Consider the following 11188-nt stretch of genomic DNA (forward strand, 5'->3'; position numbering starts at 1 on the left):
GCACTCCAGCGATATCGTCATTCACCTGCTGCGGCAGATCCTTCGCGGGACTTTCCTGCGCTTTCTGATCTCGATCCGGCACTCCGGGCATCCTCTCCATCAAGGCGTCCGGAGCGGCTCACGCGCCGCTCCGGAAAAACGCGTGCGATCAATTAGGCTGGAAACCGGCGGGAGGCACGGTCGCGCTGGGCTGAACGGTAGCCTGATCGCTCAGCGGCCCACCGGCGACTTGGATACGACGCGGCTCGCGATAACCGCCAGCCTCGTTCTTTTGGAAATAACGATACCCGGCGTAGCCGAGCGCGCCCAATGCTGCGAGTTTGATGAGCATGGCTCACTCCTTAATGTTGCGTATGCACAACGCACCGGACGCGAAGGAGGTTGGATCAGCTTGGCGCGCCTATTGGCCGCCCTGGCCTCTTTCAACCACATCCTGGCTTTTCTGCCCTCCGTCTGGCGCCGTCCAGCCCAGCCCCAGCGCCTTTTGCACCGCAATGTAGTCGATCGTTAGCTGCGCCCGCGCCTGGGATACCGCGCTGATGGCGGACAACTCCTGGCCCTCGATATCGAGTTGGTCGATTAGAGTGCTGGTCCCGGCCTCGAACCGCTGACGGTTTAGCGTCACCGCGATGCCGGCGCTGCGTTGCGAACGGATCAGGCCTGCCAGCTGCTGTCGCGTGGCACCGAACCGGGCCAGACTGTCCTCTGCATCCTGCAAGGCGGCCAGCACCGTCTGGCGATACTGCCCTTGCGCGGTATCCCGCTGCCCCTCCGCTTCGCGCACCGCGCCCTTGATCCGGCCGAAGTCCAGGATCGGCCACATCAGCTGCGGGATCAGCAAGGCCGCCAGCTTGTCAGGATCGAAGACATCACCGGGCCGGGTGCCGCCCAGCCCCAGGATGCCGGTGAAGCTGATGCCGGGAAACATGCGGGCCTTCTGCACGCCGATATTCTCGGTACTGGCTGCCAGTGCCCGTTCGGCGGAGCGGATGTCGGGACGCTGCGCGATCAGCGCTGCCGGATCACCGATCGGCACTTGCGCCGGCGGCGCGGGCACTGCCCCGCCATTGCCCAACATCGCGTCCAGCTCACCCGGAACCCGCCCGGTCAGCACCGCCAGCGCATCCTTATACATCGCCACTTGTGCAGACAGCGGGATATTCTGCGCGTCGGTCGATTCCTTCTGGGTCTGCAACCGCTCCACCATCAGCCGAGACGCGGTGCCAGCGGCGTAGCGCTGCCGGGTCAGGTCCAGCGATCGGCGCTGCTTCTCGCTGGACAAGGCGTTCAGCCGGGTCCGCTCCTGCGCATCGCGCAAATTGACATAGGTTTGTGCCACTTGAGCGCTCAGCGCCACTTGCGCATCGGCAAGGTCCGCATAGCGTTGCTCCACCGTCGCCCGCGCGGCGGATACGCGGCGCCGGCCCGCACCGAAGATATCCGGCTCCCAGGAAGCCGTGGCTCCGATGTTGTAGAAATTGACGGCAGAAGCATCTTCACCGCCGCTGTCCTCACCGCTGCCGCCGTCCGAGTTGCCGATGCCGGTACCGGGCAGCCGCGCGTGCGCATAGATCGCGGTGGCCGAGATGTTGGGCAACAGGTTCGCGCGACCTTGATCCAGCTTGGCGCGCGCCTCTCGGATCCGGCCTTGGGCGATCTCCACTTGCGGGCTTTGCGCCAAAGCCTCGTCCACCAGACGGGTCAGCGTGGGATCACCCAACCCCTCCCACCAGCGCGCGACGCCAGGAGCCGCCACCAGCGCCGCATCGCCCGCCCTGGCAAAGTGGCCGCGCTGCGTAGCCGCACTGCCGACGGGCGGCGGGCCATCGTAGCTAGGCCCCACCATGCAGGCGGAGAGCAGTGCCGTAGTGGCGGCGAGAGAGACCAGGCGGCGCATCAGTGCATCGCCGCCGCTTTGGCGTTGCGCGGCAACGGTCGCAAAAAGATGAGCAACGGAGCGACCATCAACGTCACCAGGCTCATCGCAAAAAATATGTCATTGTACGTCATCACCAGGGCCTGTTGCTGTATCTGTTGGCCGATCAATCGCATGCCCCCTTCCGCGCTACCGACGCTCTGGCCGACGCCTGCCACGTAATCCTGCACCGCCATGGAATTCGCGCTCAAAGATTCTTCCAGGCGGCGCGAATGCAGCCAGACGCGGTCCTGCTGCAGGATGGATATCCCCGCCAAGGCAAAGCTGCCGCCCAGGTTGCGCATGGAATTGAACAGGCCCGAAGCGTCTCCCGCATCCGCCGGGGGCACGGACTGGACCACCGCCTGGCTTAGGAACAGCATCGTCATGATCGAACCGACACCGCGCATCAGCTGCGAATCGACGAAGTCAGCGCCCACCGAATCGGCCGTCAGATTCGTCTCCAGATAAGCGCTCGTCGCCATCACCAGCATGCCGAAGCCCACTGCGAACCGGATGTCGATCTTGCGGATCAGGATCGGCACGAACGGCATCAGCAGCATCGCCGGAATGCCGGACAGCAGCACCACCTTGCCCGATTGCAGCGCATTGTAGTTCGCGATTGCCGCCAGGAACTGCGGGATGGCATAGGACGTGCCGTATAGCACCACGCCCAGCGCCATGCCCATGATGGCGACGGAGCTAAACTGCCGGTCCAGCAGCAGGCTCAGCTTGATCACCGGTCGCTTGGCGGTCGCCTGCCCATAGAACAGTAGCACGAAGCCGAAGATCGTCATCGCCGCCATCGCCTGGATCGTGGAGGAGGCGAACCACTCCTCGCGCGGGCCTTCCTCCAGGAAGACGGTGAGGCCACCCATGCCGAACGCCAGCCCGGCAATGCCGAACCAGTCAGCCTCCCGGATGAGATCGAGATTGGCGCGCTGAGAGGGTAACCCAGTCAGCAGCAGCACGATCAGCACTGCCGAGAGCGGCACGTTGAGGAAAAAGGCATAGTGCCAGCTGAGGTTTTCGGTCAGCCAGCCGCCGACCAGCGGTCCCAATAGCGGGCCCATGATGGCGACCACGCCAAACATCGCGGTGCCGATGGACTGCTGATGGCGCGGCAGGCGCTGGGCGATGATAGTCTGCGCGGTGGGGATCATCGCCCCGCCGGTGATGCCCTGCCCTACGCGGCCGATGATCATCATGATCAGCGAGGTGGACAGACCGCAGAGAATGGAAAAACCGGTGAACAGCGTCACCGAGATCAGCAGGAAGCGGCGCAAGCCCAGCAGACGCTCCAGCCAGGCTGAGAGCGGAATGATGATAATCTCCGCCACCAGGTACGAGGTGGCGACCCACGCGCCCTCGGTGCCGGTCGCGCCGATTTCGCCTTGGATCGTGGGCAGCGCGGAATTGACGATCGAGATGTCCAGCGTGGCCATCAATGCGCCCAGCGTTCCCGCCGCCACGGCCAGCCACGCGCCCAGATCGGCATCCGGTTCCGCGCCGGCCCCTCCGCGTGCTCCTACGCGCGCGCTCGCCTTTGCCGGTAGAGCGGCGGCCGCCATCTCAGCCGCCCTGCTTCTCTAGCCGTTCCTGCTGCTGCTCGATCCGCTCCAGATCGCCCTTGGCCCCGCGCGTATCCACGGTGACGGTGACCGACAGGCCGGGCACCAACAGCCGGCGCGCCGAGGGCGTGGCTTCGATGGCGATGCGCACCGGCACGCGCTGCACGATCTTGGTGAAGTTGCCCGTCGCGTTCTGCGGCGGCAGGATAGAGAATTGCGCGCCGGTGCCGGGCGATATGCTGACCACGCGACCGTCGATTTCGGTGCCGGATAGCGCGTCCACCTCGATCTTGGCGGGCTGGCCGGGCCGCATCAGCGCCAGCTGCGTCTCCTTGAAGTTGGCGGTGACATACAGTTTGTCCAGCGGCACCAGCGACATGAGCCGCGTTCCGGCCTGCACGTACTGGCCCGGGTTGACCGTCTTGTTGCCCACACGGCCGGCTGACGGAGCCTTGATCAGCGTGGCTCCCAGGTTGACCCCGGCGGCCGCCAGCTGGGCCTTGCCGCCGCGCACTTGCGCCTGCGCCTGCCGCACCTGGCTGTCGATACCGGCGATGCGGCGGCGCTGCAGTTCGACTGTGGCGACCTGTTCGCGCACTTGCTGCGCCGACTGCTCCGCGGCCAGCCGCAGTTGCGCCAGTTGCTGTCGGGTTTCGGCGCCACTGGCGGCGAGCGGCGTGTAACGCGCCACTTCCCGCGCATCATTGGCCGCCTTGGCCCGGGCCGACGCCAGTTGCGCCTCTGCCTGGGCGATGGCAGCCTGCTGTTCCGAGATAGAGGCGCGGGCACTATCCGCACTGGCTTCGGCCTGGGCGATCTGGGCGCGCACTTGCTCGGCCTGGGCCTGATAATCCCGCGCATCGATCCGGACGAGCGCCTGGCCTTCCTTCACGTCCTGATTTTCAGCCACCAGAACTTGCGAAACATAGCCGTTCACCCGCGGCGCGATCGCCACGGCATCGGCCATGATCGTGGCGTCGTTCGTTTCCTGGAAATACTGTCCGTAAGTCTTATACCTCAGGAACCACACCGCCCCGCCGATCAGTAGGACGGCCACCACCACCAGCAAGATCAACTTGGTCCGTGGGCTGAGAGACCGACGCCTCGCCGTCGCTTCGTCGACGTCCGTGGATGTGTCTGGGATGGCCTGCTCGGGCGAATTTGTATCGTCAGCCATGGAGTGGCGCAGAGCGATCGGCGGCCCGAGCGCCAAGGCCCCGGCATCCTGAAACAACACTCATTACATTCCCCACGCAGATCGTCCCACAAAGGCTTGCAAAATGCGTAACTACCTTAGGATGTTCCCTTGATCTACCGCAAGTTTGCTTGATGCGCCTGCAACCAACGATTATGCTATGCCTTAAAACAAGACAACCTTGTGAAGAGGGATGTTATGGAGAGAGTGGATCACCGGATTAACGCATGCCCGTTCGGGTTACTGGTAAAAGCCAGCGCGACGGCTCTTGTGATTTTTCTCGTCGCGCTGGCGCTGCTGGGCTAACCCGTTAACGGCCAACCCGTCATCCGGGATAGGGTGACTGCTTTAGCAATCCAGCCAAGTGTGCGGCATTGCCCGCAACCATTTTTGCCGTTTTCAGGACCTTCTCGGGCGTCTCGTCCAGATCCTTAAAGTCTACAGAGCCCATTGCTTCTCCTACCCAGTAGCAAGCGGCCACGGCGGGTATCGTCCAGCCCGTATCGTTCAGTGATTGAAACAACTGCGCAGACGAGAAATGCGCGCCATCTTCGTTGCCGACGATCGCAGCCACCGCCACTTTGCCGTAGCTGGGCATGCGGCCTTGATCGTCGGTCTCCGAAAGGAACGCGTCCATGCGTTCCAGCACGCGCTTGGCGACGCTGCCGATCTGACCCATCCAGATCGGGCCACCAAAGATCAGAATGTCATGCTCAAGGATCTTGGCGCGCAGGGCTGGCCACTCGTCCCCCTCGCCCTCGTCCGACGAGACCCCCGGCTTGATGTTGAGCGAGGCGACACGCACGGTTTCGGTCAACTCCACGCCCTTGTCCGCAAAGGCTTTCGCCAAAACCTCGATCATCTCGTCGGTAGAGGAGGTTTCCGACGTGCCGGACTTGAGCGTGCAATTGATGGCGATGGCTTTGAGCGACATGAACGGCAATCCTCTTCTATCTGACACCGCAACGCGCGATGTCATGCCTTGAGAACGCAAAAGGTTGTCAAACAGGTCCTGCCCGCAGGGGAATTGGCGAAGCCCGCTGACCCCGTCAGCTGTTCCCCACGACCCAGCACGCCAGCGCCATCAGCAGCCCGGCAAAGCGATTGGCGCGAAAACGATCCAGGGCATTGCTGCCATCCGCCGCGTCCAGCGTGAAAACCTGCCAGCCCAGATGCAGCGCCATCGGCAGCAAGGCGAGCAGCGCCAGCCAGTCCGGCCGCAACAGCCAGAACGCCATGGCCCAGCACGCCAGCGCTACCCCGTAGAACATCGTCACGCCGCCACGCACATGCGCGCCCATTCGCAAGGCGGATGAGCGCACGCCCACCAGCGCGTCATCCTCCCGATCCTGCAGCGCGTAGATCGTATCATAGCCGATCACCCAGGCGATCGACCCGGCGTACAGCAGCGCCAAGGTCGCCAGCTCATCGCCACGCACCTCCACCCAGCCGACCAGCGCCGCCCAGGAGAATACCAGGCCCAGCCATGCCTGCGGCCACCAGGTGATTCGCTTCATAAAGGGGTAGGCCGCCACCGGCAGCAAGCTGCCCAGCGCCACAAGCTGGGCCTGCCATCGCAATTGCAGCAGCACGACCAGGCCGATCAGGCACAACACCAAAAGCCATATCCACGCGGCCCGCTTGCCCACGCGCCCGCTCGCCACCGGACGTGATGCCGTGCGGGTGACCTTGCGGTCGATATCGGCGTCGATGATGTCGTTATAGACGCAGCCCGCGCCGCGCATCGCGATCGATCCCAGCAGCAGCCACAGGATCAGGCCCCAGCGCGCCTGGCCGCCCGCCAGCAGCACACCCCAGGCGCCCGGCCAGAACAGCAGCCACCACCCGATCGGACGATCGAACCGCGCCAGTAGCGCCAGATCACGCAGCCTGGGCGGCAATGCGGAGACGATGCCGCGATGCTCGGTATCGGGAACGATCTGGACCATGCGGCCCGGATAGCGAGATGCCGGGCGCGATGCCAGTGGCCTGCCGGTCAAACGCGCGCTTGCGCCTGCTGCCCCGCCCCCTCGCACCCATCGGATGATCCTCGACAGACGGGGATGATCGGGCCATGGACCGCGCTGAAATCAACCCAGAGACGCCCATGCCCGCCACTCCCGCTTGGCCGCCCAAGAGCGCTCCGCGCCTGTTCATCGATCACCCGCTCGCGATGGAAGCCTCGGTCACGCTGGACGGGTCGCAAGCGCATTACCTGTCCCGCGTCATGCGTGCAGGTCCGGGCGAGGTGGTGATCCTGTGCGACAACCAAACCGGCGAATGGGCCGCCGAAGTGCTGGAAGCGGGCAAGCGCGGCGTCTCGCTGACTATCCGCCAGCACCTGCGCCTGCTGGAAGCCGTGCCTGACTTCTGGCTTTGCCCCGCGCTGCTGAAGAAGCCGAACTTCGATCTCGTGCTGGAAAAGGCCACCGAGCTGGGCGTGCGGCGTATCCAGCCGGTGATCACCCGTCGCTGCGTGGCGGACAAGCTCAACCCGGATCGCGCCCTGACGATCGTCACCGAAGCGGCCGAGCAATGTGCCCGCACTGCCCTGCCGGACCTGGCCGCACCCTCAAAGCTCGACGCTCTGCTGCGCGATTGGCCGGCCGAGCGGACGCTGTTCTTCGCGGACGAAAACGGTGGCGAACCCGCGGCGTCCGCGTTTCAAGGCAGCACCGGGCCCGCCGCGCTGCTGGTCGGGCCGGAAGGCGGGTTCGACGATGCGGAGCGCGCCGCGATCCGCGACCTGCCCCAGGCGCGTCCGATCGGATTGGGCCCCCGCATCCTGCGCGGCGAGACAGCGGCGATAGCCGGTTGCGCCTTGTGGATGGCGGTTGCGGGCGACTGGCAAAATTCGCTGGCGCGGCACGCATCGGTGCCCTAACGGCTCCGCCATGAGCACCCGCCGATGAGCACGCGAGAATCTTCGGATCGCGAAGATCCGGTGATCGAATCCATCCGCCAACTGGCAGAGCCGATGGCCGCCGGCGAAAAGCCGCGCGAAAATTGGCGGATCGGCACGGAGCACGAAAAGCAGGTCTATCGCCTCGCCGATCACCGTGCCCCCTCCTATTACGAACCGGGCGGCATTCGCGACTTGCTGGACGAACTGCGCCAGTTCGGCTGGACGTCGATCGAGGAAATCGGCCCTGACGGCACGACCAACGTCATCGCCCTCAAGGGCGCGGACGGCAATGTCAGCCTGGAGCCGGCAGGCCAGTTGGAGCTGTCCGGCGCTCCGCTGGAGACCCTGCACCAGACCTGCAACGAAACCGGCCGCCACCTGGAACAAGTGAAGGCCGTGGGCGACAAGCTGGGCCTGGGCTTCCTGGGCCTGGGCATGTGGCCTGACAAGACTCGCGCCGAACTGCCGATCATGCCCAAGGGCCGGTACGAAATCATGCTGCGGCACATGCCGCGCGTGGGATCGCTGGGGCTGGACATGATGCTGCGCACTTGCACCATCCAGGTCAATCTGGACTATGCGAGCGAGGCGGACATGGTGCAGAAATTCCGCACCTCGCTGGCGCTGCAACCCTTGGCGACCGCGCTGTTCGCCAATTCGCCTTTCACCGAAGGCCAGCCCAACGGCATGCTCTCGTACCGCAGCCACATCTGGTCGGACACCGATCCGCACCGTACCGGGATGCTGCCCTTCGTGTTCGAGGATGGCTTCGGGTACGAACGCTATGTCGATTACATGCTCGACGTGCCGATGTACTTCGTGTTCCGCGATGGGCGGTACATCGACGCCTCGGGCCTCTCCTTCCGCGATTTCATGGCGGGCAAGCTCTCGGTCCTGCCGGGTGAGTTGCCCCGGATGAGCGACTGGACCGATCACCTCTCAACCGCCTTCCCGGAAGTGCGATTGAAGTCGTTCCTGGAAATGCGCGGTGCCGATGGCGGTCCGTGGAACCGGATCTGCGCCTTGCCCGCCTTCTGGGTCGGCCTGCTGTATGATCAGGGCGCGTTGGATGCAGCGTGGAACCTGGTCAAGGACTGGGACATGGACGGCCGCGAACGCCTGCGCACCGAAGTGCCGCGTCTTGGCCTGGATGCTCCGCTTCCGAGTGGTGGCACGCTCAAGGATATCGCGAGCCAGGTGGTCGATATCGCCCGCTCCGGCCTGGCCTCCAGGGCCAAGCGCGACGCGATGGGCCAGGACGAGACGGGCTTCCTCACCCCCCTGGCCGAGATCGCGCAGAGCGGCAAAGTTCCGGCGCAACGCCTGCTGGACAAGTTCCACGGCGAATGGGGCGGTGACAGCTCGCGGGTCTACGAAGAGCGGTTCTGACGTCGGTGTCGCCCCGGGTCTGAGCCGGGCCGACGATCACTCCGCCGGTTGCAGCGCCATCCCACGCCCGCGCCACCGCGTGGTCCACGCGGTCAGGGGCCGGGTGATCGCGCCATTCTGCGACATCCAGGCATGGTACGCACGGTACTTGGCGTCTTCTCCCAGCAGATGCGCTTCCTCGGTCTTGGCCCGCCAGAAGTAGATTGCGCTGATCACGCTGAGCATCGCGGTATTGCGCGCAACGTCCACCAGGGATCCGTTGGTGACCAGGAACGGCAAAGTCGAAAACCACCAGAACAGGTTCTTCGAGAGGTAGGCCGGGTGCCGCGTAAACCGATACGGCCCGTTGGTGATCACGCCGCGATAGGTGAGGTTGGAAAACCGCAGGCCAAAGGCGAAGGTAGCCCAGGCATAGACGCCTGTCAGGAAGACCAGCAGCGCCGCCCAGCCCCACAGCAACGGCGCGCTTCCGGCCAGCCACTGCGACCAGTCCGCCGTCGCCGCCTGATAGCCCAGCACGTCCGGGCGGCCCATGATCCCCCACACCAGCGGCGGATAGCACACCAGCGCCGCCAGCCAGCCGGCCAGCAACGGATTGCCGCTACGGATATGGGCGTCGAGTGGGCGGAAGGTGAGCAGATAGCCCACGGTGCCGATCTGCACGTCGATCAGGAACAGCGTTTCGATCAGGATCTGCGCCAGCCGCACAGGATCGTGCATGATCGTGGCGAAGTCCGCGTTCACCACTTGCGCGAAGCCGGGCGGCAGGATCGAGATCATGAAGGCGCTGAAAAAGCCCTTGATCGCCCAGGCGCGCCAATGGGCCACGATCTTGGGTGAAGTCCAGCCCGCCTGCCCCGTCAGGAAGGCGCCGAAATGCCAGGCGGCATCGCGCGGCTCCACCAGTTTGCGGTCCAGCCACAAGACATAAGGCGCTGAAAGGATGAGCATCGGCACGGCAAAGGTGGCGATCACGTGCATCGCGAACAGGAACTGCCCATCCCAGTACCACCGGCCCAGGCAATAGAACGCGGCGATCCCCGCCCAGGTCGCCCAGTAGCCGGCCAGCTTGGTGACGGAATCGCCCAGCGTCTCGCGCAAGGGCCGCCGCAAAGACCAATCGATGCCGGTACTGGGCCGGCGGTGCACCTTGTCCACCGCCAGCGACCATACGATCATCGGCAGCGCGGCGAATAGCAACGCGGCAACGGCGGCATAGGGCCCGGATAGCGGCGCACGAGGGCCGGGAATGGCAAGGGCATCGGCCACGCTCGCCCAGTTGCGGCAGATCGCGATCCAGCCGAACAGGCCAAACACGCCGACTACGCCGACGGCGGCCGATACGTCACTTTCAGGATGGGCTGCCGGGCGGGTCATGCCGCCTGCGATAGCCCGGAAAGGTTAAGGGGCGGGAAAAGACCGGCAGGCCCGCCCCTTTAACGCGTCGGGTGTATCGACATTCCAACGATGGCGTGCCGAAAATGCCGCTATACCTCAGCGGTAAGCGCTGATGCGTCCGCTATCGTCCAGCAGATAAAGCGTCTGGTTTGCGACAACCGGCGCCAGCGAGATCGCGTTCTTCAGCTCCGCATAAGGCGTCAGGGTGCCTTCGGAAGGATCGGCATAGGCCAGTTGCCCTTCGGTGTTGGCCACCCACAGGCGATTACCCGCCAGCACCGGCCCCACCCAGAACACCGAGCCTTTACGCTTCTTCTCGTTGCGATAGCGCGTCAGCTGGTTCATCCAGCGCACCTTGCCGGAAGCCCGCGCGATGGCCAGCAACTGGGCGTGGTCGGTCAGCGTGAAGACCCAGTCTCCCGCGATCGCCGGCGTGGAGATACCCGCAAGGTTCAGTTCCCAGATGCGCTGGCCGGTGACCAGTTCATACGCCGCCATGCGGCCGCCCTGGCCCAGGGCATAGACGCGGCCGCGATCGATAATCGGATCGGCGTCCACGTCGGTCAGGCTGCCCACTTCGGTGGAGATCGAGGTGCGTGCCAACGCGTCGGACCACAACTGGCGGCCGTTCTCATAGCGATAGGCGACCAGTTCGCCAGACGAGTAACCAGCAACGACCGTGCCCTGAGCCGCAGCGGGCGCTGCCACGCCGAACACGCCCGATTGCGCGACGGAGGCGGACTCGTTCCACTGCTGCTTGCCGTCCGCGGTGTTGAGCGCGACGATCTGATTATCCTGCGTCATCACGTAGACGG

10 protein-coding genes are annotated in these 11188 nt (G+C 64.9%); 2 read left to right on the plus strand and 8 right to left on the minus strand.

Going from position 1 to position 11188, the window contains the following annotated elements; all coding sequences use genetic code 11:
- Window positions 1–148: 148 nt before the first annotated feature.
- The 6 genes from ACHWRX_RS08760 to ubiA form a co-directional block, all read right to left on the minus strand.
- Window positions 149–331 carry a hypothetical protein gene (locus ACHWRX_RS08760; protein ID WP_183616100.1) on the minus strand — a complete coding sequence of 61 codons (183 nt, stop codon included), beginning with the start codon at window positions 329–331 and terminating at the stop codon, window positions 149–151.
- A 69-nt stretch (window positions 332–400) separates the two neighbouring features.
- On the minus strand, window positions 401–1897 hold the full coding sequence (locus ACHWRX_RS08765) for an efflux transporter outer membrane subunit (protein WP_394658904.1): 1497 nt from the start codon (window positions 1895–1897) through the stop codon (window positions 401–403).
- Window positions 1897–3486 carry an MDR family MFS transporter gene (locus tag ACHWRX_RS08770; RefSeq protein ID WP_394658905.1) on the minus strand — a complete coding sequence of 530 codons (1590 nt, stop codon included), beginning with the start codon at window positions 3484–3486 and terminating at the stop codon, window positions 1897–1899. Before ACHWRX_RS08770 ends, ACHWRX_RS08765 begins: the two co-directional genes overlap by 1 nt.
- Before the next feature lies 1 nt (window position 3487).
- On the minus strand, window positions 3488–4663 hold the full coding sequence (locus ACHWRX_RS08775) for an HlyD family secretion protein (protein WP_183616097.1): 1176 nt from the start codon (window positions 4661–4663) through the stop codon (window positions 3488–3490).
- 343 nt (window positions 4664–5006) lie between these two features.
- Window positions 5007–5615: a flavodoxin family protein gene (locus ACHWRX_RS08780; protein ID WP_288485702.1), complete on the minus strand. Its 609-nt coding sequence runs from the start codon at window positions 5613–5615 to the stop codon at window positions 5007–5009.
- A gap of 115 nt (window positions 5616–5730) precedes the next feature.
- Entirely contained in the window at window positions 5731–6630 is a 900-nt protein-coding gene (ubiA, locus tag ACHWRX_RS08785; RefSeq protein WP_183616095.1) for a 4-hydroxybenzoate octaprenyltransferase, read from the minus strand.
- 158 nt (window positions 6631–6788) lie between these two features.
- On the opposite strand from ubiA, the gene ACHWRX_RS08790 reads away from it, so the two are divergent.
- Both ACHWRX_RS08790 and ACHWRX_RS08795 read left to right on the plus strand, forming a co-directional pair.
- Window positions 6789–7565 (plus strand): 16S rRNA (uracil(1498)-N(3))-methyltransferase, encoded by a 777-nt coding sequence (locus ACHWRX_RS08790; RefSeq protein WP_394658909.1) that lies wholly within the window; start codon window positions 6789–6791, stop codon window positions 7563–7565.
- Between the two features lie 24 nt (window positions 7566–7589).
- Window positions 7590–8975, plus strand: coding sequence for a glutamate--cysteine ligase (locus ACHWRX_RS08795; RefSeq protein ID WP_394658906.1), 1386 nt, complete (start codon window positions 7590–7592; stop codon window positions 8973–8975).
- Window positions 8976–9011: 36 nt separating this feature from the next.
- Here the strand turns inward: ACHWRX_RS08795 and ACHWRX_RS08800 are convergent, their stop codons facing one another.
- Together ACHWRX_RS08800 and ACHWRX_RS08805 are read right to left on the minus strand one after the other, a co-directional pair.
- Entirely contained in the window at window positions 9012–10352 is a 1341-nt protein-coding gene (locus ACHWRX_RS08800) for a methyltransferase family protein (RefSeq protein WP_394658907.1), read from the minus strand.
- Window positions 10353–10469: 117 nt separating this feature from the next.
- Window positions 10470–11188 (minus strand): PQQ-binding-like beta-propeller repeat protein (locus ACHWRX_RS08805; protein WP_394658908.1); only part of this gene is annotated, 719 nt, incomplete at its 5' end.

The sequence above is a fragment of the uncultured Novosphingobium sp. genome, from assembly GCF_964277725.1.
GTDB classification, from domain to species: Bacteria; Pseudomonadota; Alphaproteobacteria; order Sphingomonadales; family Sphingomonadaceae; genus Novosphingobium; species Novosphingobium fluoreni.

Excerpts from the sequence above, each read along its gene's own strand:
- ubiA (WP_183616095.1), bottom strand. The coding sequence starts at position 6,630 with ATGGTCCAGATCGTTCCCGATACCGAGCATCGCGGCATCGTCTCCGCA.
- ACHWRX_RS08765 (WP_394658904.1), bottom strand. The coding sequence starts at position 1,897 with ATGCGCCGCCTGGTCTCTCTCGCCGCCACTACGGCACTGCTCTCCGCC.
- ACHWRX_RS08790 (WP_394658909.1), top strand. The coding sequence starts at position 6,789 with ATGCCCGCCACTCCCGCTTGGCCGCCCAAGAGCGCTCCGCGCCTGTTC.
- ACHWRX_RS08795 (WP_394658906.1), top strand. The coding sequence starts at position 7,590 with ATGAGCACGCGAGAATCTTCGGATCGCGAAGATCCGGTGATCGAATCC.
- ACHWRX_RS08780 (WP_288485702.1), bottom strand. The coding sequence starts at position 5,615 with ATGTCGCTCAAAGCCATCGCCATCAATTGCACGCTCAAGTCCGGCACG.
- ACHWRX_RS08770 (WP_394658905.1), bottom strand. The coding sequence starts at position 3,486 with ATGGCGGCCGCCGCTCTACCGGCAAAGGCGAGCGCGCGCGTAGGAGCA.
- ACHWRX_RS08760 (WP_183616100.1), bottom strand. The coding sequence starts at position 331 with ATGCTCATCAAACTCGCAGCATTGGGCGCGCTCGGCTACGCCGGGTAT.
- ACHWRX_RS08800 (WP_394658907.1), bottom strand. The coding sequence starts at position 10,352 with ATGACCCGCCCGGCAGCCCATCCTGAAAGTGACGTATCGGCCGCCGTC.
- ACHWRX_RS08775 (WP_183616097.1), bottom strand. The coding sequence starts at position 4,663 with ATGGCTGACGATACAAATTCGCCCGAGCAGGCCATCCCAGACACATCC.